Here is a 23649-nt window from a genome sequence, read left to right on the forward strand (position 1 = left end):
ATTGACAATGCTTTGGCTAAGCTGCTGGCGGGTGATCACTCAAGCCACGCGCCAAGCCATAAATGGGCTGCAAATGCATGGCCTGCCATCGCCAATGCAATAAAATATAAAACCCATTTTATTGCCACCAGCAAGCAATAAAAATTTTCACCCGCCCTAGCTTATGGCCATTTTAAAGCCCAATTTAGGTCAAATTGTCATAAAAGCGGCGTCAGCCTTAATGTTGTTTGTGTTAAAACAGGTTATCAAACCCCTTGCGCAATATGTTGCATTGCGATATTGTCTTGGCTCCTTTATCCCTGATAACTCTGGGCAGCTATTCCAACTACTTGGCGTAGCGTCGTCTGTCACCCCAGTATCCGCTTGCGCGTACCTTAAACCGCTGTAACGGATGCCAGCATACCCTGCACTGGTGAAGGCGGCCGCACGTCAGTTGGGCTACCTGACACAACTGAGGTTCACAATGCAACTTTCCGGCGCACAGATTCTGGTGCAGAGTCTTAAAGCCGAAAACGTAGAATATGTTTTCGGCTATCCCGGTGGCGCAGTACTCGAGATTTACGACGCCATCTTCCAGCTTAATAAATTCCAACACATTCTGGTACGCCACGAGCAAGCCGCCGTTCATGCGGCCGACGCCTATGCGCGCACCAGCGGCAAAGTGGGTGTGGCCTTGGTCACTTCCGGCCCCGGCGCCACCAATGCCATCACCGGCATTGCCACCGCCTACACCGATTCGGTGCCGATTGTGGTGATTTCCGGCCAGGTGGGCACGCCCGCCATCGGCAGCGATGCCTTCCAAGAAATCGACATGATTGGCATTTCCCGCCCGTGTGTGAAACACAACTTCTTGGTGACCAACATCAATGAATTGGCCGAAACGGTGAAAAAAGCGTTTCAAATTGCCGCTTCCGGCCGCCCCGGCCCGGTGGTGATTGATGTGGCCAAAGACGTTACCCAAGCGATGGCCAAATTCAGCTATCCGCAAGAAGACATCTTAATCCGCTCTTACCAGCCGGTTACCCACGGCCACACCGGCCAAATCAAAAAAGCCGTGCAAATGCTGGCCGCGGCCAAGCGCCCGCTGATTTATTTTGGCGGCGGCGTGGTATTGGGCAATGCCAGCGAAGAGCTGATTGAGCTGGTGCAGCTCACCGGCGCCCCGTGCACCGGCACGCTGATGGGCTTGGGTGCTTATCCTTCGTCCAACCGCCAATTTTTGGGCATGTTGGGCATGCACGGCACCTACGAAGCCAACTTGGCGATGCACAACGCCGATGTGGTGCTGGCGGTGGGCGCGCGCTTCGACGACCGCGTGGTGTCCGTGCCGGCCAAATTCACCGAAAAAGCCAAAAAAATCATCCATATCGACATCGACCCTTCCAGCATTTCCAAGCGTGTGAAAGCCGATGTGCCGATTGTGGGCGATGTGAAAAACGTGTTGCGCGACATGGCCGCCATTTGGAAAAAGCAAAGCCTGTCATTTAACGAAGCCCAGCTGGAAAAATGGTGGCACACCCTAGAAACTTGGCGCAGCCGCGATTGCTTAAGGCTGCCTGAAAGCGACAGCGGCATTATTCTGCCGCAAATGGTGGTAAAAACCCTGGCCGAAGTCACTCAAAACGACGCCATCATCACCTCCGACGTGGGCCAACACCAAATGTTTGCCGCCCAATATTATCCGTTTGAGCGCCCGCGCCAATGGCTCAACTCCGGCGGCTTGGGCACCATGGGCGTGGGCCTGCCCTATGCCATGGGCGCCTACTTGGCCGATCCGAGCAAAGACGTGTGCTGCATCACCGGCGAAGGCTCGATTCAGATGAACATCCAAGAGCTGTCCACCTGCTTCCAATACAAGCTGCCGATTAAAGTGATTTGCCTCAACAACGGCTACTTGGGCATGGTGCGCCAATGGCAAGAGCTCTACTACAGCAACCGCGAATCGGAAACCTATTTCGACTCCCTGCCCGACTTTGTCAAACTGGCCGAAGCCTACGGCCACGTGGGTATGCGCATTGAAAAAGCCGGCGATGTAGAAGGCGCTTTGCGCGAAGCCTTGGCACTGAAAGACCGCTTTGTGTTTATGGACTTTATCACCGACCAAAAACAAAACGTGTACCCGATGGTGGGCAACGGCAAAGGGCTGGATGAAATGGTGCTGCCGCCGCACATGCGCGAAAGCAAAGCCGACAGCGACGTGAACGACGTTACCGACCGCGACTACGACACCCGGAGCGTGCCATGAGACATATCTTATCCATCCTGATGGAAAACGAATCCGGTGCCATGAGCCGCATCGTTGGCCTGTTTTCCGCCCGCGACTACAACATCGACTCCCTCTCCGTGGCCGCCACAGAAGACCCCACCCTCTCGCGCATGACCATCGTCACCCGTGGCGATGCCGATGTGCTCGAGCAAATCACCAAACAGTTGAACAAACTGATTGAGGTGATTAAAGTGATTGATTTGAACGACAGCCGTTTTGTCGAGCGCGAGCTAATGCTGGTCAAAGTGCGCGCCGTGGGCAAAGACCGCGACGAAGTGCTGCGCCTGGCCGAAATCTACCGTGGTCGCGTGATTGACGTTACCGACAAAAGCTACACCGTAGAAGTCACCGGCACCAGCAGCAAGCTCGACTCCTTCCTCGAAACCGTGGGCAAAACCCTGATTCTGGAAACCGTGCGCACCGGCGCCGCCGGCATCGGCCGTGGCGAACGCATGTTGCGGATTTAATCAAACCCCAAGGCTGCCTGAAAACGCTATAACCATATTCAGGCAGCCTATTCACAGCAAAACCAAACCATTGTTAATAAAAACAATGGCCTCTTAAATAAAGGAAACCACCATGCAAGTGTATTACGATAAAGACGCCGACCTCTCCCTGATTAAAGGCAAAACCGTGGCCATTATCGGCTACGGCTCTCAAGGCCACGCCCACGCCGCCAACCTGAAAGAATCCGGCGTTAACGTGATTGTGGGCTTGCGCCAAAACGGTGCCTCATGGAAAAAAGCCGTGGCCGCCGGCCACGACGTGCGCGAAGTGGCCGAAGCCGCCAAAGCCGCCGATGTGGTCATGATTTTGCTGCCCGACGAAAACCAGCCCGACGTCTACAAAAACGACATCGAAGCCAACCTCAAACAAGGCGCCGTATTGGCCTTTGCCCACGGCTTTAACGTGCACTACAACCAAATCGTACCCCGCGCCGACCTCGATGTAGTGATGGTTGCCCCCAAAGGCCCCGGCCACACCGTGCGCAGCGAATACAAAAAAGGCGGCGGCGTGCCCACCCTAATTGCCGTATACCAAGACCAATCCGGCAAAGCGCGCGACATCGCCCTGTCTTATGCCGCAGCCAACGGCGGCACCAAAGGCGGCGTGATTGAAACCAACTTCCGCGAAGAAACCGAAACCGACCTCTTCGGCGAACAAGCCGTATTGTGCGGCGGCGCGGTGGAATTGGTGAAATGCGGCTTTGAAACCCTGGTAGAAGCCGGCTATGCCCCCGAAATGGCCTACTTCGAGTGCCTGCATGAATTGAAACTGATTGTAGACCTCATGTACGAAGGCGGCATTGCCAACATGAACTACTCCATCTCAAATAATGCCGAATACGGCGAATACGTTACCGGCCCCGAAGTGGTTACCAGCGCCACCAAAGACGCCATGCGTAATGCCTTAAAGCGCATCCAAACCGGCGAATACGCCAAAATGTTTATCCTCGAAGGCCGCACCAACTACCCGGCCATGACCGCCCGCCGCCGCATCAACGCCGAACACCCGATTGAAGTGGTAGGCAAACAACTGCGCGACATGATGCCGTGGATTGCCCAAAACAAACTGGTGGATCAAGATAAGAACTGATTGATTGATTAACATTGTTTGAAAAAGGCTGCCTGAAAGTGAATTATTAAATTAATCTTTCAGGCAGCCTTTTTAGATGGCAGGATAATGACCATTACTTTCAGGAGACTCCATGAGCTGGCTCAAAAAACTGTTTGGCAAGCATAACGCCATACAATCAGAACACCCCTCAGAAGAACCACTCACGTTTCCATTTGAATTGATTAAAGTGTCTGGTGAAGATGCTCTATCAACACTTCTTCAGCTTAGGAACAGCCAAGAGCGTACACCGGTAGTATTGGGCGACAAAGAAGATCTTATTCGAATACGCGAGTGCATCGAATACGATGATGAAGACCCAAGCAAAATCATATCAAAAGGGCTTTCAATCAATATTCAAGAATGGCTAGATACCCAAATTGAAGAGGATCCGAATTATTACCATTTTGAATTTAGCGGGGTAGATATTGAAGAGCCACCGCCAACGGCACCGCTAACGCTTGCATCGGAAATTTTGACGGGTGAGCCCAAAAGCGAGGTTTTTATTGCTCTGATCCCCACCAAAAATGCTTGGGAAGTACCTGCATACTTAAAAATTGGCGGCTGGAACTCATGTCCCAGTACGGAAGCGCACGTTGCATTTTTCAAATACTGGTATGACCGGTACGGTGCAGTGGTCACGGGAATAGGCCCTGATACAATTGAGTTTTCCGTAGAAAATCCCCCGGAAACACCCGAACTTGCAATGCTGCTAGCGAGAGAACAATATGTATATTGTGCGGATATCGTTTATCAAGGGGTACAAAGCGTTGAAAATCTTTCTCTTGTTTTATTAAGAGGATGCAATTGGTACTTTTGGTGGGATTGAAGGCCTGCAATTCATCCAAACCCGCCTTACTTCGTGGCATCGATTTTTGTGGCGGCTGACACCGCAATGCAATGCCACTACCCACAGCAAGCGTAGGTTGGGTTAGCGCAAGCGTAACCCAACAAACAGCAGCCATTGCCAAACCTACGAAAACCCGCAAGCGTTGGGTTACGGCCTTAGCGGCCTAACCCAGCCTACCCACTTTTAATAGGCACCTGAGTAAGATGTCTATGTAAATGTTAAACACGACAACTGAGATGAATCATTTTGAAAGCCAAAAATGCAAAAAGCTAAAATATTGGTCTACACATCATCTGCAACCGAAATCCCGCTCAGAGAAGGGGGCACGCACCAAGTCGGTATTTTTTTAGGAGAGCTTGTTGAGCCGCTGGAGCCGTTAATTGAGGCCGGGCATTCGGTTACTTTTTTCAGCCCGAATGGAAAAGGCTGTGTTATCGACAAAGCATCTTACAAACTGAGTAATTGGGGCCTCTCAAAGAGCAAGATGGAGCACGCCAAACATTACTTTGAAACCAAGCTTCAAGAATTGGGAATCGGCACGCCCGGCAAGATATCTGATTTGCTAAACGACAAAGCCGAACTCTGCACCTATGACACCGTGTTCATTCCGGGGGGCCATGCGCCCATGACGGATATACTGCATAGCAACTGGCTTCAAAGCAATGCATACAATCCCGAGACAGGAGAACTGCTGCTGCATTTTCATAACAGCAACAAAACGACGGCAGCAATTTGCCATGGTTCTGCTGCATTAGCGGCTGCACCGGAAGTAAACGGTAAATGGATTTACTCCGGTTATGACATGACATGCGTGAGCATGGCTGCGGAAAGGCTTACGGAAGATATCCCATTTTGCAATATTGGGGGACACATGCCGGATTATCCGGTGCATATCCTAGAAAAACTTGGCGCAAAGGTTCACACGAAAATGCTCGGACTGAGCAACGTTGTTGAGTGCAACGAATTAATCACAGGACAAGATCCTTACAGCGCCAAGGAACTCGGTGAAAAATTGTTGGCAAAGATTGAACATCAGCTGAAGCACCAGCAAGCGTAGGCTGGCTTAGCGTAACCCAACAAACAGCAGCCGTTGCCGAACCTACGAAACCCCGCAAGCATTGGGTTACGGCCTGATTCAACCAACTTCACTCAGGCGTTCGAGCTTATGAAAACAATCTTTGCATTATCGCTCCTCATCGCAACATCAAACACGGCCATGGCCGCCGAAGTTTGCCCGGTTACCGAGCAGGAGCTGGCCGGGGCTTGGCACCGCAGCAGCCATACCGGCGCATTCGAAGAATTTTTACTCGATACGGAAAACGGCACGCGCACCTTCAACTCATGGCTCCACCAAGTGCCCGAGCTTTCCGCCGCCTCGTGGAAGGTAGAAAACTGCCAATTGGTGGTGACCTCACAATTAGGAGAGTATCCGCAGGTGCGTTTAAAAATACTTAGCCTTCGGAAAGGCAAGCTGCGCCTTTATGATGAATTGCATCGGGAAAAATCCATTTATACCCGTATGCCGAATAAGCCCTAAGCATTCGTTCAAGCCAAGCCTGCTTCACCACCACCATTTTTAAGGTAAATGTTTACTTTAAAAGGCTACCTGAAAGCGCAGCTTCTGCGAAACCAATACCAATCCTACAAAATAACCTAACTGCGTTGGCTCGCCTTGCCGTACTACTTGTACTGTCTTCGGCTCGCCGCCTTGTTATCTTATTTTGTAGAATTGGTATAAAATCTTCAGGCAGCCTTTATTCCAAATAATCGCCCATAATCCATCACCAAACCACACCCCCATCTACCCAAATAAGCCTTGCCGCCGCGCAAACACTTGCCGATAATATCGCTCACCCATCCACACAGAAAGCCGCCGTGATGAAAATTGCCGCCAGCAGTGGTACCGAGTTTGCTTTTTTGGCCGATTACAAAGTGATGGCCATCGACTTAACCGATTTCACCAATGTGTGCGCAGTGGTGGTTACATGTGCCGATTTGCCCGAAGTGTGGGCGGAGCTGGAGCGGTTGGGTTTTGATATTCCGATTTTTGCGGCGGTGCAATACGGTGAAACCGTGGCGCCGCAATGGCTGCCTGAACTGTATGGCGTCATCGAATTGGCGCAGGAGCAAAAATACTACAACGGCCAGCTGATTAACGCCGCCGCTGCCGACTACATCAACACACTGGACCCGCCTTTTTTTCAAGCGCTGAAAGAATACACCGACTACGGCAACGCCGCTTTCGATTGCCCCGGCCATCAAGGCGGGCAGTTTTTCCGCAAGCATCCGTCGGGGCGGCGCTTTTATCTGTATTTTGGCGAAAACCTGTTTCGTGCCGACTCGTGCAATGCCGATGTGCGCTTGGGCGACTTATTGATTCACGAAGGCCCGGCTTATCAAGCGCAGGCGCATGCGGCCAAGGTGTTTAATGCCGACAAAACCTATTTTGTGCTCGGCGGCACCAGCGCGGCGAATAAAATCGCCATCGGTGCCTTGGTGGCTGAGGGCGATTTGGTGCTGTTTGACCGCAACAACCACAAATCGGTGCACCAAGGCGCACTCACTTTGGCCGGCGGCATCCCTGTGTATATGGAAACCGCCCGCAATGCCTACGGCTTTATCGGCGGCATTGCCGAGCATTGTTTTGATGAAGCCGATATCCGCGCCCAAATTGCGCGTGTGGCACCGCAGCGGGCGCAAGACGCACGCCCGTTTCGGCTGGCGGTCATCCAATTGGGCACCTACGACGGCACGCTTTACAATGCCCGCCAAGTGGTCGACCGCATCGGCCATTTGTGCGACTACATTCTGTTTGATTCCGCTTGGGTGGGCTACGAGCAATTTATCCCGATGATGCGCAACTGCTCGCCGCTGCTGCTGGAGCTCACCGAAAACGACCCCGGTATTTTAGTAACCCAATCGGTGCACAAGCAGCAAGCCGGCTTTTCGCAAACCTCGCAAATCCACAAAAAAGACAACCACATCAATCAGCAAGCACGTTATTGCAACCACAAGCGCTTTAACAACGCCTTTATGATGCATGTGTCTACCAGCCCGTTTTACCCGCTGTTTGCCTCGCTCGATGTCAACGCCAAAATGCACGAAGGCAAGGCCGGGCGGCGCATGTGGCGCGAGTGCGTGCTCGGCGGCATCGAAGCGCGCAAAATGCTGCTGCAAACCTGTAAGCTGATCCGCCCGTTTGTGCCGCCCGAAATCGACGGCCTGCCCTGGCAGCACCACGACAGCGAAGATATGGCCGACGACATCCGCTTTTTCCAGTTTGCCACCAGCGGCCAGATTGAGGCGCAATGGCACGATTTTAACGGCTACGGTACCAACCAATATATGATTGACCCGTGCAAACTGCTGCTCACCACGCCCGGCATCAATCTGGAGACCGGCGGCTACGATGAATTCGGCATCCCCGCCGCCATCTTGGCGCACTACCTGCGCGAGCGCTCGGTGATTCCGGAAAAAGCCGACCTGAATTCGATTCTGTTTTTGCTCACCCCGGCCGAAAACATGGCCAAATTCCAGCATCTGGTGGCCACCATTGCCCGCTTTGAAGAGCACATCGAAGCCGATACCCCCGTGGGCGAAATGCTGCCGCTGTTGGCACGGGCGCAGCCACAATACCAAAAAATGCCCATCCGCCAGCTGTGCCTGAAAATGCACCGCTTCTACGCCCGCCACCGCCTCAACCAATTGCAGCAACAAATGTTCCGCCGCGCCGACCTGCCGCCCGCGAGCATCAGCGCTCAAGAAGCGCATCATGCCTTTGTGCGCAATCAGGTGGAATTGGTGGCGCTCAAAGACATCGCCGGGCGCACCGCCGCCGAAGGCGCCTTACCCTACCCGCCGGGCGTGCTGTGCATAGTGCCGGGCGAAGTATGGGGCGGCGCGGTATTACAGTATTTTCTGGCGCTGGAAGAAGGCATTAACGAACTGCCCGGCTTCGAGCCGGAAATCCAAGGTGTGTATCTGGAGCGCGACGAAGCCAGCGGGCGCAAACAGGCGTTTGCTTATGTATTGAAGCAGAATTAATGGTTAAATTTTTTTAAAATCAAAATATTGGAATTGAAGTATAGAATATGCCTCGGCATATTGGCTTTAATGTTTGTGAGGCTGGATGTACCAAGGCGCATCCTATAAATTCACTTTAACTGCCGTCAATTGAAAGCTGTTTGTTTTAAATTTAAGGCTGCCTGAAAGCGAAGCTTCTGCGAAGCTAAAACATTTTCAGGCAGCCTTTTTATTGCGCATTTTCAATATTACAACGCACTGTCGCCACGCTCTCCGGTGCGGATGCGCACCGCTTCTTCGCACGGCAGCACAAAAATTTTACCGTCGCCGATTTTGCCCGAATGCGCCGTCTGCACAATCACTTCCACCGCGCGGTCGACCATATCGTCGGCCAACACCAGCTCCAGCTTCACTTTGGGCAAAAAATCCACCGCATATTCGGCGCCGCGGTAGATTTCGGTGTGGCCTTTTTGGCGGCCAAAGCCTTTGACTTCGGTTACCGTCATGCCGCTGATGCCCGCATCGGCCAAGGCCTCGCGCACATCGTCAAGCTTAAACGGTTTGATAATGGCTTCGATTTTTTTCATGCCTTGTTCCTTTAAAATAGGTTTCCATTCAAGCGCTAAAACTATCACAAGCCTTGCCAAAACTCAATCACCACCCTGCTGCACCTCAGCAGCTCAGGCTGCCTGAAACTGCAAAATCCGCAGCTGCCAAGCCGCTTTTCACGTATAATCCGCGCATTATTTTGTCTTGTCTTGCGAGCCTTTGAATCATGTCTTTTGTATTGTCTTTGTGCGGCAGTGCCGCTCTGCCCGACTTCCGTATCGAAAAGCTGTTGCACAAAGCCCGCGCCTTGGGCATGGGTGAATTTACCCTGCGTAGTGAATACTGGTATTTTGCCGCCTCGGCACAGCCCTTGGATGCCGACACCACCGCCAAACTGGCGGCACTGCTGGATGCCGAAGTGGTGGCCGAGCCGGTGGCCGACACTCATGCCGACAGCCATTTCTTTCTGATTACGCCGCGCATCGGCACCATTTCGCCGTGGGCATCGAAAGCCACCGACATCGCCCACAATTGCGGCTTGGCCCAAATCGAGCGCATCGAGCGCGGCATGGCGGTGTATGTTTGCGGCAGCATGAGTGAAGCGCAACGGCAACAATGGGCGGCGCTATTGCACGACCGCATGACCGAAAGCGTGCTGGGCGATTTTCAGGCAGCCACGCAATTATTCACCCATCCGCAAGCGCAAACCTTTGCCGGTGTTGACATCTTAAGCGGCGGCAAACCCGCGCTGGTGGCAGCCAACAGCGACATGGGCTTGGCCTTATCCGACGACGAAATCGACTACCTGCTCGACAACTACCGTGCCTTGGGGCGCAACCCCAGCGATGTTGAGCTGATGATGTTTGCCCAAGCCAACTCCGAACACTGCCGCCACAAAATCTTCAATGCCGACTTTGTACTCAATGGCGCGCCACAGCCCAAATCGCTGTTCGGCATGATTCGCGACACCCACCAAGCACACCCGCACGGCACCGTGGTGGCGTATAAAGACAACGCCTCGATTATCGAAGGCGCACGCATCGAGCGCTTCTATCCGCACGCGGCCGCCGCGCAAGGCTACCGCTTCAGCGAAGAAGACACCCACATCATTATGAAGGTGGAAACCCACAACCACCCCACCGCCATTGCCCCCTTTGCCGGTGCTGCCACCGGCGCAGGCGGTGAAATCCGCGACGAAGGCGCCACCGGCATCGGCGCGCGCCCCAAAGCCGGGCTTACCGGTTTTTCCGTGTCCAACCTTAATATTCCGGATGCTGTCCAGCCGTGGGAACACTACAGCGCCACCCAAGCGCAATACAGCAAACCGGCGCGCATCAGCAGCGCCTTGGACATCATGATCGAAGGCCCGATTGGCGGTGCCGCGTTTAACAACGAATTCGGCCGCCCCAACCTACTTGGCTATTTCCGCACCTTTGAAGAAAAATTTCACGGCCAAATGCAGGGCTACCACAAGCCGATTATGATTGCCGGCGGTTTGGGCAATATTCAGGCAGCCCAAGTACACAAAAAAGTGATTCAACCCGGCCATTTGCTGATTCAGCTCGGCGGCCCCGGCTTGTTAATCGGCTTGGGCGGCGGCGCCGCTTCGAGCATGGCCACCGGTGCCAACCATGCCGAGCTGGATTTTGACTCCGTACAACGCGGCAACCCCGAAATCGAGCGCCGTGCGCAAGAAGTCATCGATCGCTGCTGGCAGCTGGGCGAGAACAACCCGATTGTGTCGATTCATGATGTCGGCGCCGGCGGCCTCTCCAATGCCTTTCCCGAATTGGTCAACGATGCCGGGCGCGGCGCGGTATTCCAACTGCGCGACGTGCCGCTGGAAGAACACGGCTTAAGCCCGATGCAGATTTGGTGCAATGAAGCGCAAGAGCGCTATGTGCTGGCCATCGCCCCGGAAAGCTTGGATGTGTTCCGCCGCCTGTGCGAGCGCGAACGCTGCCCGTTTGCCGTGGTGGGCACCGCCACCGACGACGGCCATTTGCAAGTGCAAGACGCGCTCTACCACAACACCCCGGTGGATTTGCCGCTGAATGTGCTGCTGGGCAAGCCGCCCAAAACCGTTCGCCACGACCACACCGTAACGCTGCCTGAAACCGCATTCGACAGCAGCAAAATGGATGTGCGCGACAGCCTCTACCGCGTATTGCGCCTGCCCACCGTGGCAGCCAAAAACTTCCTCATCACCATTGGCGACCGCAGCGTGGGCGGCTTAAGCCATCGCGACCAAATGGTGGGCCGTTTCCAAACCCCGGTGGCCGATGCCGCCGTTACCCTGATGGGCTTTAATACCCACCAAGGCGAAGCCATGAGCATGGGCGAAAAAGCCCCGCTGGCGCTGTTTTCCGGCCCTGCTTCCGGGCGTATGGCCATTGGCGAAGCCATCACCAACATCGCTTGCGCCCACATCGGCAGCTTGGCCCACATCAAATTATCGGCCAACTGGATGGCCGCCTGCGGCCTGCCCGGCGAAGACGACAAACTCTACCGCACCGTAGAAGCTGTATCGCAAACCTGCCAAGCCTTGCAATTAAGCATTCCGGTGGGCAAAGATTCTTTGTCGATGAAAACCGTGTGGCAAGACGGCAACGAAGCCAAAAGCATGGTCTCGCCCTTGTCGGCCATCATCACCGCCTTTGCCGCCGTGAGCGATGTGCGCAAAACCGTAACCCCGGAGCTGAAAAACGTGGCCGACAGCGTGCTGGTGGCCGTGGATTTGGGCTTCGGCCAAGGCCGCATGGGCGGCAGTGCGTTGGGGCAAGTGTGGAAGCAAATGGCCGGATCCGCCCCCGATTTGGATCAAGCCGCGCACCTGCAAGGCTTTTTCAATGCCGTGCAAACCTTAGTGAAAGAAGGCCAACTGCTGGCCTACCACGACCGTAGCGATGGCGGCCTCATCACCACCTTGGCCGAAATGCTGTTTGCCAGCCATTTGGGCGCCCATATCAACATTGCCGATTTGATTGAACAAACCAACCGCCGCTGCGGCAGCACCAAGCTGCACGATGCCGCTATGCGTACCCTGTTTACCGAAGAGCTGGGCGCGGTGCTGCAAGTGCGCCACGAGCATCTGGATGCCATGCAGGCAGCCTTTGCCGCCAACGGCTTAGCCGAAGCCGTACACCTCCTCGGCCACATCAACGGCAGCGACCGCTTGATGGTACACAACGGCAACACCGTGCTGCTGAACGAAAGCCGCCTCGAATTGCAAAAAGCTTGGCGCGAAACCAGCCACCAAATCCAGCGCCTGCGCGACAACCCCGCCTGCGCCGACAGTGAATTTGCCCTGCTGAGCGACGACAGCCGCAGCAGCTTGTTTGCCGATTTGCGCTTTGATATTAGCGAAGACATCGCCGCGCCGTTTATCGGCGGCCACAAGCCCAAAATCGCCGTGCTGCGTGAGCAAGGCGTGAACGGCCAAGTGGAAATGGCCGCCGCCTTTACCCGCGCCGGTTTCGATGCCTACGACGTCCACATGAGCGATTTAATGGCCGGGCGCACCCATTTGGCCGACTTCCAAATGCTGGCGGCCTGTGGCGGCTTCAGCTACGGCGATGTGCTCGGTGCCGGTGAAGGCTGGGCCAAAAGCATCTTGTTCCATCCGCGCCTGCGCGAATTGTTTGCCGACTTTTTTGCCCGCCCCGACACCTTAAGCCTGGGCGTGTGCAACGGCTGCCAAATGATGAGCCATCTGGCCGACATCATCCCCGGCGCTGCGGGCTGGCCCCAATTCAAGCGCAACCGCTCCGAGCAATTCGAAGCACGCCTCAGCATGGTGCACATCCCCGCCTCGCCTTCATTGATTTTGGCCGATATGGCCGGCAGCAGCCTGCCGGTGGTGGTAAGCCACGGCGAAGGCCGTGCCGACTTTGCCCACCTGCCTTCAGGCAGCCTAGCCAATATCTCTGCCATCGCCCTACAATATGTCGACGGCCAAAACCACATCACCGAAACCTACCCGCTCAACCCCAACGGCTCGCCGCAAGGCATTGCCGGTGTGGCCAGCGCCGACGGCCGCGCCACCATTATGATGCCGCACCCCGAGCGCATTTACCGCAGCGCCCAAATGAGCTGGGCACCCGAAGCATGGCAACACAGCGAACTGTCCGGCTGGTACCGCCTGTTTGCCGGCGCCCGCAAGGCTTTGGGGTAAGCCGTTACGATTAAGTATGGTAGGTAAGTTTAGGCCGCAAGCCGTAACCCTACAAACAGCAGCACAAAGGCCATATATAAAAAGGCTGCCTGAAACATTAAATTGCTTCAGGCAGCCTCAACCAAACCCAAAGGAGTCACACCATGCCCTTGCTCGACAGCTTCACCGTAGATCACACCCGTATGCACGCCCCGGCCGTGCGGGTGGCCAAAACCATGCACACCCCCAAAGGCGACACCATCACCGTGTACGACTTGCGCTTTTGCGTGCCCAATGAAGAAATTTTGTCGGAAAAAGGCATCCACACCCTAGAGCATCTGTTTGCCGGCTTTATGCGCGACCACCTCAACGGCGCCGATGTGGAAATCATCGACATCTCCCCCATGGGCTGCCGCACCGGCTTTTACATGAGCTTAATCGGCACCCCCGATGAAGCACGCGTGGCACAAGCTTGGGAAGCCGCTATGCAAGACGTGCTGGGCGTACAAAATCAAAACCAAATCCCAGAGCTAAACCAATACCAATGCGGCACCTACCAGATGCACTCCTTGGCCGAAGCGCAGCAAATCGCCGCAAACGTGTTGCAGCGCAAAGTAAGCGTGAATAAAAACCACGATTTAACTTTGGATTTGGCGTTAATCCAACACTAAATTGAGTCATGCCGAAGGCTGCCTGAAAATGCTTCAGGCAGCCTTCGGCACATCCAAGCCGCATGGCAACAGGCTTTGCGGTTTTCCATAGCAGCAGGCAAAGCAGTGTTGCTGTGTCATTGAAATTTTTTCCATTATTCATGGTCAAAACCGAAAGCCGAATGTAAGCATTCACTTAGCAGTGTTTAACGTGTTTGGTTGCTGCCCATGCAAAAAATGGGGCTGTATACAAGCCTTTTTTTAAAACGCAAAATCCATTATATTGTGCTCTTCAACGGCCTGCACCCCTACATCTTGTGGTGTCGGCCTCATTTCTTGTCTAACTTCACCACACCGAGACCCGCTGCCCATGAACGCCACCGCCCATTTGAAAGTGACCAAACGCGATGGGCGTTTGGAAGAGATTAACCTGGATAAAATCCACCGTGTTATCACCTGGGCCGCAGCAGGGCTGGATAATGTATCGGTGTCGCAAGTGGAGCTGAAATCGCACATTCAGTTTTACAACGGCATCCGCACCGACGACATTCACGAAACCATCATTAAGGCGGCGGCGGATTTGATTTCCACCGACACCCCCGACTACCAATATCTGGCCGCACGCTTGGCCATTTTCCATCTGCGCAAAATCGCCTTCGGCCAATTCGAGCCGCCGCCGCTGTTTGAACATGTAGAGCGCCTCACCGCCATGGGCAAATACGATGCCCATATTTTGCAAGACTACAGCCGCGCCGAATTCGATACGCTCAATCAATACTTAGACCACAGCCGCGATATGCACTTCTCCTACGGTGCGGTAAAGCAGCTTGAAGGCAAGTATTTGGTGCAAAACCGCGTTAGCAAGGAAATCTACGAAAGCCCACAGTTCCTGTATATGCTGGTGGCCATGTGCCTGTTTGCCAACTACCCGGCCGCCACCCGCTTGGATTATGTGAAAAAATTCTACGATGCGGTAAGCCTGTTTAAAATTTCCCTGCCCACACCGATTATGTCCGGCGTGCGCACCCCCACGCGCCAATTTTCCTCTTGCGTGCTGATTGAATGCGGCGACAGCCTCGATTCCATCAACGCCACCACCAGCGCCATCGTCAAATACGTATCGCAACGCGCCGGTATCGGCATCAACGCCGGGCGCATCCGCGCCTTGGGCAGCGAAATCCGCGGCGGCGAAGCCCAGCACACCGGCTGCATCCCGTTTTTCAAAATGTTTCAGGCAGCGGTTAAATCCTGCTCGCAAGGCGGGGTGCGCGGCGGTGCCGCCACCTTGTTCTACCCGATGTGGCATCTGGAAGTGGAAAGCCTGCTGGTATTGAAAAACAACCGCGGCGTGGAAGAAAACCGCGTGCGCCACCTCGACTACGGCGTGCAAATCAACCGCCTGCTCTACACCCGCCTGATTAAAGGCGGCCACATCACCCTGTTTTCGCCTTCCGATGTGCCCGGCCTTTACGACGCCTTTTTTGCCGACCAAGACGAATTCGAGCGCCTCTACCTGCAATACGAAAACGACCCTGCCATCCGCAAACGCAGCCTGCCCGCGGCGGAATTGTTTTCATTGATGATGCAAGAGCGCGCCGGCACAGGCCGTGTGTACATCCAGAATGTAGACCACTGCAACACCCACAGCCCGTTTAACCCGGCAGTGGCACCGGTGCGCCAGTCCAATCTGTGCTTGGAAATCGCCCTGCCCACCAAGCCGCTCAACGACATCAACGACGAAAACGGCGAAATCGCCCTGTGTACCCTGTCGGCGTTTAACCTGGGTGCCCTGGAAAGCTTAGATGAACTGGAAAGCCTGGCCGACTTGGCCGTGCGCGCACTGGATGCCCTGCTGGATTATCAAGACTACCCCATCAAAGCCGCGCAAATCGCCACCGAAAACCGCCGCACCCTTGGCATCGGCGTGATTAATTACGCCTATTATCTGGCCAAAAACGGCGTGAAATATTCCGACGGCTCCGCGCTGGGCTTAACCCACCGCACCTTTGAAGCCATCCAGTATTACCTACTCAAAGCTTCGGTGCAGCTGGCACAAGAATTCGGCGCCTGCCCCGCTTTTGGCGAAACCACCTATGCCCAAGGCCTTTTGCCGATTGACACCTATAAAAAAGATTTAGACGGCATTTGCGCCGAGCCGCTGCATCTGGATTGGGAAGCCCTGCGTGCCGACATCGTACAACACGGCCTGCGCAACTCCACCCTCACCGCGCTGATGCCTTCCGAAACCAGCTCACAAATCGCCAACGCCACCAACGGCATCGAGCCACCGCGCGGCTTGGTGAGCGTCAAAGCCTCCAAAGACGGCATTTTGAAACAAGTAGTGCCTGAATTCGAGCGCCTGAAAAACCAATACGAACTGCTGTGGCAAATGCCCGGCAACGACGGCTATTTGCAGCTGGTGGGCGTAATGCAGAAATTTGTCGACCAAGCCATCTCCGCCAACACCAACTACGACCCGCAGCGCTTTGAAGGCGGCCGCGTGCCGATGAAGCAGCTGCTAAAAGACCTGCTCACCGCCTACAAATTCGGCCTCAAAACCCTGTACTACCAAAACACCCGCGACGGCGCCGACGATACCCAAACCGACTTGCAAGACGACGGCTGCGCCAGCGGCGCCTGCAAGATTTAACCGCCTATCTTAATAAGGCTGCCTGAAAGGGTTTAAAAGCAGTTTTAACACCCTTTCAAGCAGCCTTTAGGCACAGTGACAAGATACAGCATAGGATATGTCTTGGCGCATCCGTTTTAGGGTTGGTTGAGATACTTCAGGCAGCCTCCAATATGATGTCGCACCTGCACAGGTAAGTGCTCAGTCTGAAGCAAGGCTTCAGTTGTGCGGCACACCGTATATAACACCTTTAAATTACCCAAAATACCCAATGACCAACACCGCAACCCCCGCCCAATTGCCCGCCTTCCGCATTATCGGCCTGCATATCCGCACACAGCCCGCAACAGCCGCTGCCGATATCGGTGCATTATGGCCGCGCTGGTTTGGCAGCGATACTGCCGCCATTTCTGCACTGGACGATGCCCTGTATTGCGCCTACCACCAATACGACAGCGATTACCGTGGTGCTTACAGCGTTACCTTGGGCAAAAAAGTGGCCGCCGATGCACCGGTGCCTGCAGGCTTTGCCGAGCTGCTGATTCCGGCACAGGATTACGCCTGCTATCCGGCACCGGGTGAAATGCCGCAAGCCATTGTGCAGGTATGGCAACACATCTGGCAAAACGACGCCAACTTACCGCGCCGCTATCAAGTGGATTTCGATGTCTATCCGGCAGCGGCAACGCCTGCCGTATATATCGGCTTACGCACTTAACCCCCATAGCCAGCCCAGGCTGCCTGAAAGAACCCCATGTCCTGCGAACACCTCACCATGTCGTACAGCACCTTTCCCAAAACCCAAAACAACGCCCTTACCGAGCCGATGTTTTTCGGCCAGCCGGTGAATGTGGCGCGCTACGACCAGCAAAAATACGAAATTTTTGAAAAGCTGATTGAAAAGCAACTGTCGTTTTTCTGGCGCCCGGAAGAAGTGGACGTTTCGCGCGACCGCATCGACTACCAAAACCTGCCCGATCACGAAAAACACATCTTTATCAGCAACCTCAAATACCAAACCCTGCTTGATTCCATTCAGGGGCGCAGCCCCAATGTGGGCTTGTTGCCCTTAGTATCGCTTCCCGAGCTGGAAACCTGGATTGAAACTTGGGCGTTTTCCGAAACCATCCACTCGCGCAGCTACACCCACATCATCCGCAACATCGTCAACGACCCCGGCACCGTGTTTGACGACATCGTGCAAAACGAATACATCCAAGCCCGCGCCGAAGACATCGCCTGCTATTACGACGATTTAATCGAATACACCCAGTATTACAACCTCCTAGGCGAAGGCCGCCATAATGTAAATGGCCACACCGTTACCGTATCGCTGCACGAATTGAAGAAAAAGCTGTATCTGTGCCTAATGTGCGTCAACGTATTGGAAGCCATCCGTTTTTACGTATCGTTTGCCTGCTCGTTTGCCTTTGCCGAGCGTGAGCTGATGGAAGGCAACGCCAAAATCATCAAAATGATCGCCCGCGACGAAGCCTTACACCTCACCGGCACCCAACATATGCTCAACCTGATGCGCAGCGGCGTAGACGACCCGGAAATGGCCGAGGTGGCCGCCGAATGCGAAACCCTGTGTTTCGACTTATTCAAAAAAGCCGCCGAGCAAGAAAAAGAATGGGCCGAATACCTGTTTAAAGACGGCTCCATGATTGGTCTCAACAAAGACATCCTCAGCCAATATGTAGAATACATCACCAACCTGCGCATGGCCGCCGTGGGGCTGCAACCGGCCTTCGAAAAAGCCAAACAAAACCCCATCCCGTGGATTAACGCTTGGCTCTCCAGCGACAATGTTCAGGTAGCCCCGCAAGAAGTAGAAGTAAGCTCCTATCTGGTGGGGCAAATCAATGCCGAGTTAAACGAAGACGATTTAACCGATTTTGAATTGTAATGCCGTGCTAACCGGGCTGCCTGAACACCAACCCGGCCAAACCAAAGCCCGCCACGCCGCCGCCACAGGCGGCGTGCTTATCCGAATACCATGAGTCTAGTCACCACCCACAGCACCAGCTTTGAATTACAGCCGGGCGAAACCCTGCTCGAAGCACTGGAGCGCACCGGCCACGAAGTGGCCTATCAATGCCGCAGCGGCTATTGCGGTGCCTGCCGCACCCGGCTGTATTCCGGCGGCGTATCCTATCCGCAGCCCCCGCTGGCCTTTGTCGGCGCCGACGAAGTGCTGCCCTGCTGCTGCCGTGTCGACACCGATATCCACCTAGACACCCATCTGCGCACCGATTCCATCTCAAACCTGCCGGAACCGGATTTGTTTGATTAAAACGCATCTTTAATCTATGCCTACCTGATGGATTGATTTTTTCAGGTAGCCTAAAAGGCTGCCTGAAAGCCCCGCCTGCCTTTACACCATCGCCGGCTGCGTGTATGTTTGCGCCTTATTGCCCACAGAAAGCCAGCCATGTTACTCGGTGTGAATATCGACCATATTGCCACCGTGCGCAATGCACGCGGCACGGTGTATCCCAGCCCCTTGGAAGCGGCGCTCTTGGCCGAAACCCACGGTGCCGATCTGATTACCCTGCATCTGCGTGAAGACCGCCGCCATATCCGCGACCACGACGTGTTCGCCATCCGCGCCACCATCAAAACGCGCATGAATTTGGAAATGGCGCTCACCGATGAAATGCTGGCCAATGCGCTGGAAGTGATGCCCCAAGATGTATGCTTGGTGCCGGAAAAACGCACCGAAGTCACCACTGAAGGCGGGCTGGATGTGTTGGCGCAGCAGCAGCGCGTGGCCGATTTCACCCATACGCTGACTCAGGCGGGCATCCGCGTGTCGCTGTTTATTGATGCCGATGAAGCGCAAATCCAGGCCGCCCGCGATGTGGGCGCGCCGGTAATTGAGCTGCACACTGGCGCTTATGCCGACGCCGCCACCACCGCCGAACAAGCGCAGCAATTGGCACGCATTGAAGACGGCGCCCATTTCGGCAGCGAAATGGGGCTGGTGGTCAACGCCGGACACGGCCTCACCATTCACAATGTCACCCCGATTGCGCAAATTCTGGCCATCCGCGAGCTGAACATCGGCCATGCGCTGATTGCACAAGCGCTGTTTATGGGGCTGCCTGAAGCCATCCGCCAAATGAAGCAGGTTATTTACCGGGCCCGCAGCTTACCTTATTGATTATTGAAGCAACTTATTTTTTGATAACAGGCTGCCTGAAACCCTGCCGTCGCACCTGCGCAGGCAGGTGCCCAGTCTGAAGCAAGGCTTCAGCTTTGCGGCATACCTTATAGCTGCTTTTAATAAAACATAAACTGATTTCAACAGACACTGGACACCTGCCTGCGCAGGTGCGACCTATTTATTCAAGGCTGCCTGAAAACAGACAAGCCAACACACCTTACCTTGGAACCCAACACCATGATTTACGGCATTGGCACCGATATTGTTACCGTGAGCCGCATCGGCAAAATGTGCAAAACCTATGGCGCCAATGCGGTGGCCGACAAAATCCTCTCCCGCATCGAATATCTGGAATGGCCTTCGGCCAGCAATCCGGTGCTGTTTTTGGCCAAGCGCTTTGCCGCCAAAGAAGCCTTTTCCAAAGCAGTGCATACCGGCCTGCGCTCACCGGTTACCCTGCGCAACATCGGCATCGGCCACGATGAGCTGGGGCGGCCGGAATTTATCTTGGAAACGCCTTTACAGCAATGGCTGCAACAAAAAGGCATCGGCAAAGTGCATTTAAGCCTGAGCGACGAAGGCGATCAAATCCTGGCCTTTGCCATCGCGGCCAAATCATGAACACCCAGCGCCCAAGCGTGCATGTGGTGGCTGGCGTGCTGTACCAATCCACAGGCGCGTTTTTGCTTAGCTCGCGCCCGGCGGGTAAGCCTTATGCCGGTTATTGGGAATTTGCTGGCGGCAAGGTGGAAGCCGGCGAAAGCGCACTGGCGGCGCTGCAACGCGAATTACACGAAGAGCTGGGCATCCACATTGAGCACGCCACGCCGTGGCTGACCAAAATCCACGACTACGAACACGCCCGCGTGCGCCTGTGCTTCTACCGCATTGCCGCCAGCGATTGGCATGGCAATCTGCAAGCACGCGAAGGCCAAAGCTGGTGCTGGCAGCAACCGGGCGATTTCAGCGTGGCGCCGATGCTGCCCGCCAACGGGCCTATCTTAGCCGCACTGGCGATTCCCGATTTTCTTTCAGGCAGCCTGCAAACCGGCTTTCGCGGCCGCTTGCCAAACCAAGCGGAATACCGGGTTGTGCCGCGTGATTTGGCCGAGCCTAGCCATACGCATGTACTGTTTACCGCCGACCAAATGACACACGCGCCCCGTTTCGGCAGCAACATCAGCGTGTGGGTCTGCGTCAATCAGCCGCAGCAATGGGTGCAGGTGCAAGACGCAGCTGCGGTATTATGGCAGGTGCTCGGCCACGCCGATGCGCAAGCGCTGTTGGCAGTATTGCAACAAGGCGTTTCCCTGCCGCTGCTGCCTTTTGCCGCTGCCGACATACTGGCCGCCTATGGCAAGCAATGGCTGGCCGCCGGCGCACATGGCTTGGTGGAAGACTTGGCCACGGCCAGCGCTTAATCGCGGCTTTAAAAGCCATTTGAAATGGCTGATGTTGAATCAATACGTAGGTCGGATTCTTGAATCCGACACTGGTTCGCAGAGCAAAGTACTCACATTACTTTGGCCGATGGCCAAATGTCGGATTCAAGAATCCGACCTTGTATCTCTCAAGCGGTGAGTAAAACGCGTATTATTCCCGCCCCGTATGGCAGCAAACTGTATCCGACCCAAGTGCCCGACACTGAAATGTAGATAACACTGCCATACACCTCATCCTACAATCTGAATGGTATCCAAGTGCGCGGTAGCGCCCGCAAGACACTGCATAAATAAGGATAGATTATGATGAACTTCCAAGTATTGGGCATCGACATCAGCAAAAACAAATTAGATTGTGCTCTTATCCGCGAGATTGGCAGCAGTAAAATCAAAACCAAAGCATTGCCAAACCACCTCCAAGGCTTTAACCAACTGACAGAATGGCTGTATAAAAACATCGGTGAAGACTTAAGCCTACTCAAAATTTTCATGGAAGCCACCGGCGTTTACCATGAAGCATTGGCAGAGTATCTGCATAACAAAGGCATCGCCGTTTATCTGCTTAATCCTGCCGACAGTGCCCATTATGCCAAATACGACAGCTTGCACAAAACCGATAAGGCTGATAGCCAGTCACTGGCCAGAGCCGGTATTGACCGCCTCATGCACCACAAAGTACGCCAATGGCAGCCTGCTGCACCCCACATCAAGCGGCTCAACGCACTACTAGCCCGTCTAGATGCGCTGCAAAGCGATCTGCAGCGTGAAGACAACCGCATGGAGAAAGCCGGATTCAGCGCTGTTCCCGAAGCGGTCAGCCAGTCCATCAGCACCATGCAGACCAATTTGAAGCAGCAGATCAGCACCATCACACAGGAAATCGAACAACATATTGACCGGCATCCTGATTTGAAAAAGACCGTGCTTTACTGCGCAGCATACCCGGTGTAGGTGAAGTGGTTTCATTGCGCATGGTTGCGCTCTATCATAGCAAACATTTTACCTCCGCCTCGCAAATGGCTGCCTATTTGGGATTGGTGCCGAAAAAACGGGAATCCGGCAAACACAAAGGCAAAGCCATGCTTTCCAAGCGGGGCAGTTCGGTCATACGAGCTAAGTTGTATATGGCTGCGGTGGTTGCAAAAACGTGGAATCCGGATATTAACGCGCATTACCGCAGACTGAAAGCCAGAAACAAAACGGAAATGCAGACCATCGGCGCAGCGATGCGCCGCTTGGTACAGATTTGCTTTGGTGTGTTGAAGCACCAATGCGAATATCAGGCCAAAATAACCATTGCGGCTTGATGCGAGAGATGGTATGCAGACCATCGGCGCAGCGATGCGCCGCTTGGTACAGATTTGCTTTGGTGTGTTGAAGCACCAATGCGAATATCAGGCCAAAATAACCATTGCGGCTTGATGCGAGAGATGGTATCTACCATTACTTAATCAAAGGCTGCCTGAACACCCCTTAATCTTTCAGGCAGCCTCAATATCCTGCACACCCTATGCAAAAACTTACCCGCCAACAAAAAATCCTCCTCGCCATATTGCTGCTGGGCTTTGCCGCCGCCAAAGTGGCCGCGCTGTGGTGGTGGCAGCAACAGCATCCGGCACACGCCGCTGCCGTTCACACCACTACCGCTGCCTGCAATGTGCGCCAAGGCTGCGTATTAAGCCAGGGCAGCCATGTGCAGTTTAGCCCGCAAAGCAGCGCCAAATCGCCGTTTGATATCATCATTAGCAATGCGCCCGCCGATGTGGCGCAGGTGTCGGTGAGCTTCTCCATGCGCGGCATGGACATGGGTTTCAACCGCTACGCTCTGCAAAAACAAAGCGATGGAAGCTGGGTAGCCCGCCAAATCCGCCTGCCTTTATGCATCGATAACCGCAACGACTACCTTGCCGACATCACCATCGGCACCGAACACCACCGCTTGCCCTTCGGCATTCCCTGATTGCACCGCCTGCGCGAAGCCCCTACAATAAGCCCCATTCAACCCAAAATAAAAGGAAGCACACCATGATCGGCAAAAAATTCTTCGACGAATTGTCGGCCAAGCTGGGCGACACCATCGACAACAGCCCGGTAAAAGACGTGGAAAAAAACGTAAAAGCCATGCTCGGCTCCGCTTTTAACCGCATGGATTTGGTTACCCGCGAAGAATTCGACATCCAGCAACAAGTATTGCTGAAAACCCGCGAAAAACTGGCCGAGCTGGAAGCGCGCTTGGCCGAGCTGGAAGGCGGCAGCGGCCTGCAACAAGTCGAAACCCAAACCCAGCAAAGCGAACAGGGCTAA

At 54.5% G+C, this 23649-nt stretch carries 21 protein-coding genes; 20 read left to right on the top strand and 1 reads right to left on the bottom strand.

From position 1 onward, the window contains the following. Positions 1 to 463 precede the first annotated feature (463 nt). The 7 genes from ilvB to speC all read left to right on the top strand — a co-directional run bounded on the left by ilvB (position 464) and on the right by speC (position 8774). Positions 464 to 2245: a biosynthetic-type acetolactate synthase large subunit gene (ilvB, locus tag JQU52_RS11525; protein WP_230338628.1), complete on the top strand. Its 1782-nt coding sequence runs from the start codon at positions 464 to 466 to the stop codon at positions 2243 to 2245. After that, positions 2242 to 2733, top strand: a complete 492-nt coding sequence (gene ilvN / locus JQU52_RS11530) for an acetolactate synthase small subunit (protein ID WP_230338629.1) — start codon at positions 2242 to 2244, stop codon at positions 2731 to 2733. The genes ilvB and ilvN overlap by 4 nt, the downstream gene beginning before the upstream one ends. Before the next feature lie 112 nt (positions 2734 to 2845). Beyond that, positions 2846 to 3862: a ketol-acid reductoisomerase gene (gene ilvC / locus JQU52_RS11535; protein ID WP_230338630.1), complete on the top strand. Its 1017-nt coding sequence runs from the start codon at positions 2846 to 2848 to the stop codon at positions 3860 to 3862. Positions 3863 to 3974: 112 nt separating this feature from the next. Then, positions 3975 to 4709 (top strand): DUF4253 domain-containing protein, encoded by a 735-nt coding sequence (locus tag JQU52_RS11540; protein WP_230338631.1) that lies wholly within the window; start codon positions 3975 to 3977, stop codon positions 4707 to 4709. 280 nt (positions 4710 to 4989) lie between these two features. Next, positions 4990 to 5787: a DJ-1/PfpI family protein gene (locus JQU52_RS11545; RefSeq protein ID WP_230338632.1), complete on the top strand. Its 798-nt coding sequence runs from the start codon at positions 4990 to 4992 to the stop codon at positions 5785 to 5787. A 108-nt stretch (positions 5788 to 5895) separates the two neighbouring features. Then, positions 5896 to 6267: a hypothetical protein gene (locus tag JQU52_RS11550; protein WP_230338633.1), complete on the top strand. Its 372-nt coding sequence runs from the start codon at positions 5896 to 5898 to the stop codon at positions 6265 to 6267. A gap of 341 nt (positions 6268 to 6608) precedes the next feature. Then, positions 6609 to 8774, top strand: coding sequence for an ornithine decarboxylase (gene speC, locus JQU52_RS11555; RefSeq protein ID WP_230338634.1), 2166 nt, complete (start codon positions 6609 to 6611; stop codon positions 8772 to 8774). 227 nt (positions 8775 to 9001) lie between these two features. Here speC and JQU52_RS11560 read toward each other — a convergent pair whose 3' ends face one another. Further along, positions 9002 to 9340, bottom strand: coding sequence for a P-II family nitrogen regulator (locus JQU52_RS11560; protein ID WP_230338635.1), 339 nt, complete (start codon positions 9338 to 9340; stop codon positions 9002 to 9004). 188 nt (positions 9341 to 9528) lie between these two features. Here JQU52_RS11560 and purL point away from each other — a divergent pair, with 188 nt between their 5' ends. The 13 genes from purL (at position 9529) to JQU52_RS11625 (ending at position 23649) form a co-directional block, all read left to right on the top strand. Further along, entirely contained in the window at positions 9529 to 13476 is a 3948-nt protein-coding gene (gene purL / locus JQU52_RS11565) for a phosphoribosylformylglycinamidine synthase (RefSeq protein ID WP_230338636.1), read from the top strand. A gap of 143 nt (positions 13477 to 13619) precedes the next feature. Further along, positions 13620 to 14126: an S-ribosylhomocysteine lyase gene (luxS, locus tag JQU52_RS11570; protein ID WP_230338637.1), complete on the top strand. Its 507-nt coding sequence runs from the start codon at positions 13620 to 13622 to the stop codon at positions 14124 to 14126. A 349-nt stretch (positions 14127 to 14475) separates the two neighbouring features. Continuing rightward, on the top strand, positions 14476 to 16755 hold the full coding sequence (gene nrdA, locus JQU52_RS11575) for a class 1a ribonucleoside-diphosphate reductase subunit alpha (RefSeq protein ID WP_230338638.1): 2280 nt from the start codon (positions 14476 to 14478) through the stop codon (positions 16753 to 16755). Positions 16756 to 17005: 250 nt separating this feature from the next. Then, on the top strand, positions 17006 to 17452 hold the full coding sequence (locus tag JQU52_RS11580; RefSeq protein WP_230338639.1) for a GyrI-like domain-containing protein: 447 nt from the start codon (positions 17006 to 17008) through the stop codon (positions 17450 to 17452). Between the two features lie 57 nt (positions 17453 to 17509). Next, the gene (gene nrdB, locus JQU52_RS11585) at positions 17510 to 18643 is read left to right on the top strand and encodes a class Ia ribonucleoside-diphosphate reductase subunit beta (protein WP_230340573.1); all 1134 of its coding nucleotides are present in this window, start codon (positions 17510 to 17512) and stop codon (positions 18641 to 18643) included. Between the two features lie 90 nt (positions 18644 to 18733). Then, a complete protein-coding gene (yfaE, locus tag JQU52_RS11590) occupies positions 18734 to 19030 on the top strand; it encodes a class I ribonucleotide reductase maintenance protein YfaE (protein WP_230338640.1) in 297 nt (98 codons plus the stop codon). Positions 19031 to 19168: 138 nt separating this feature from the next. After that, positions 19169 to 19900 carry a pyridoxine 5'-phosphate synthase gene (pdxJ, locus tag JQU52_RS11595; RefSeq protein WP_230338641.1) on the top strand — a complete coding sequence of 244 codons (732 nt, stop codon included), beginning with the start codon at positions 19169 to 19171 and terminating at the stop codon, positions 19898 to 19900. Between the two features lie 240 nt (positions 19901 to 20140). Then, entirely contained in the window at positions 20141 to 20524 is a 384-nt protein-coding gene (gene acpS / locus JQU52_RS11600) for a holo-ACP synthase (protein WP_230340574.1), read from the top strand. Beyond that, on the top strand, positions 20521 to 21324 hold the full coding sequence (locus JQU52_RS11605; RefSeq protein WP_230338642.1) for an NUDIX domain-containing protein: 804 nt from the start codon (positions 20521 to 20523) through the stop codon (positions 21322 to 21324). Before acpS ends, JQU52_RS11605 begins: the two co-directional genes overlap by 4 nt. Before the next feature lie 324 nt (positions 21325 to 21648). After that, on the top strand, positions 21649 to 22296 hold the full coding sequence (locus JQU52_RS11610; protein WP_230338643.1) for an IS110 family transposase: 648 nt from the start codon (positions 21649 to 21651) through the stop codon (positions 22294 to 22296). Positions 22297 to 22316: 20 nt separating this feature from the next. Continuing rightward, positions 22317 to 22652, top strand: coding sequence for a transposase (locus tag JQU52_RS11615; RefSeq protein WP_230338027.1), 336 nt, complete (start codon positions 22317 to 22319; stop codon positions 22650 to 22652). A 203-nt stretch (positions 22653 to 22855) separates the two neighbouring features. Continuing rightward, entirely contained in the window at positions 22856 to 23305 is a 450-nt protein-coding gene (locus JQU52_RS11620) for a hypothetical protein (protein WP_230338644.1), read from the top strand. Positions 23306 to 23370: 65 nt separating this feature from the next. Further along, positions 23371 to 23649 (top strand): accessory factor UbiK family protein, encoded by a 279-nt coding sequence (locus JQU52_RS11625; RefSeq protein WP_230338645.1) that lies wholly within the window; start codon positions 23371 to 23373, stop codon positions 23647 to 23649.

This window comes from Paralysiella testudinis, from assembly GCF_016894345.1.
GTDB classification, from domain to species: Bacteria; Pseudomonadota; Gammaproteobacteria; order Burkholderiales; family Neisseriaceae; genus Paralysiella; species Paralysiella testudinis.

Coding starts and splice junctions, on each gene's coding strand:
- ilvB (WP_230338628.1), top strand. CDS start 464: ATGCAACTTTCCGGCGCACAGATTCTGGTGCAGAGTCTTAAAGCCGAA.
- ilvN (WP_230338629.1), top strand. CDS start 2,242: ATGAGACATATCTTATCCATCCTGATGGAAAACGAATCCGGTGCCATG.
- ilvC (WP_230338630.1), top strand. CDS start 2,846: ATGCAAGTGTATTACGATAAAGACGCCGACCTCTCCCTGATTAAAGGC.
- JQU52_RS11540 (WP_230338631.1), top strand. CDS start 3,975: ATGAGCTGGCTCAAAAAACTGTTTGGCAAGCATAACGCCATACAATCA.
- JQU52_RS11545 (WP_230338632.1), top strand. CDS start 4,990: ATGCAAAAAGCTAAAATATTGGTCTACACATCATCTGCAACCGAAATC.
- JQU52_RS11550 (WP_230338633.1), top strand. CDS start 5,896: ATGAAAACAATCTTTGCATTATCGCTCCTCATCGCAACATCAAACACG.
- speC (WP_230338634.1), top strand. CDS start 6,609: ATGAAAATTGCCGCCAGCAGTGGTACCGAGTTTGCTTTTTTGGCCGAT.
- JQU52_RS11560 (WP_230338635.1), bottom strand. CDS start 9,340: ATGAAAAAAATCGAAGCCATTATCAAACCGTTTAAGCTTGACGATGTG.
- purL (WP_230338636.1), top strand. CDS start 9,529: ATGTCTTTTGTATTGTCTTTGTGCGGCAGTGCCGCTCTGCCCGACTTC.
- luxS (WP_230338637.1), top strand. CDS start 13,620: ATGCCCTTGCTCGACAGCTTCACCGTAGATCACACCCGTATGCACGCC.
- nrdA (WP_230338638.1), top strand. CDS start 14,476: ATGAACGCCACCGCCCATTTGAAAGTGACCAAACGCGATGGGCGTTTG.
- JQU52_RS11580 (WP_230338639.1), top strand. CDS start 17,006: ATGACCAACACCGCAACCCCCGCCCAATTGCCCGCCTTCCGCATTATC.
- nrdB (WP_230340573.1), top strand. CDS start 17,510: ATGTCGTACAGCACCTTTCCCAAAACCCAAAACAACGCCCTTACCGAG.
- yfaE (WP_230338640.1), top strand. CDS start 18,734: ATGAGTCTAGTCACCACCCACAGCACCAGCTTTGAATTACAGCCGGGC.
- pdxJ (WP_230338641.1), top strand. CDS start 19,169: ATGTTACTCGGTGTGAATATCGACCATATTGCCACCGTGCGCAATGCA.
- acpS (WP_230340574.1), top strand. CDS start 20,141: ATGATTTACGGCATTGGCACCGATATTGTTACCGTGAGCCGCATCGGC.
- JQU52_RS11605 (WP_230338642.1), top strand. CDS start 20,521: ATGAACACCCAGCGCCCAAGCGTGCATGTGGTGGCTGGCGTGCTGTAC.
- JQU52_RS11610 (WP_230338643.1), top strand. CDS start 21,649: ATGATGAACTTCCAAGTATTGGGCATCGACATCAGCAAAAACAAATTA.
- JQU52_RS11615 (WP_230338027.1), top strand. CDS start 22,317: ATGGTTGCGCTCTATCATAGCAAACATTTTACCTCCGCCTCGCAAATG.
- JQU52_RS11620 (WP_230338644.1), top strand. CDS start 22,856: ATGCAAAAACTTACCCGCCAACAAAAAATCCTCCTCGCCATATTGCTG.
- JQU52_RS11625 (WP_230338645.1), top strand. CDS start 23,371: ATGATCGGCAAAAAATTCTTCGACGAATTGTCGGCCAAGCTGGGCGAC.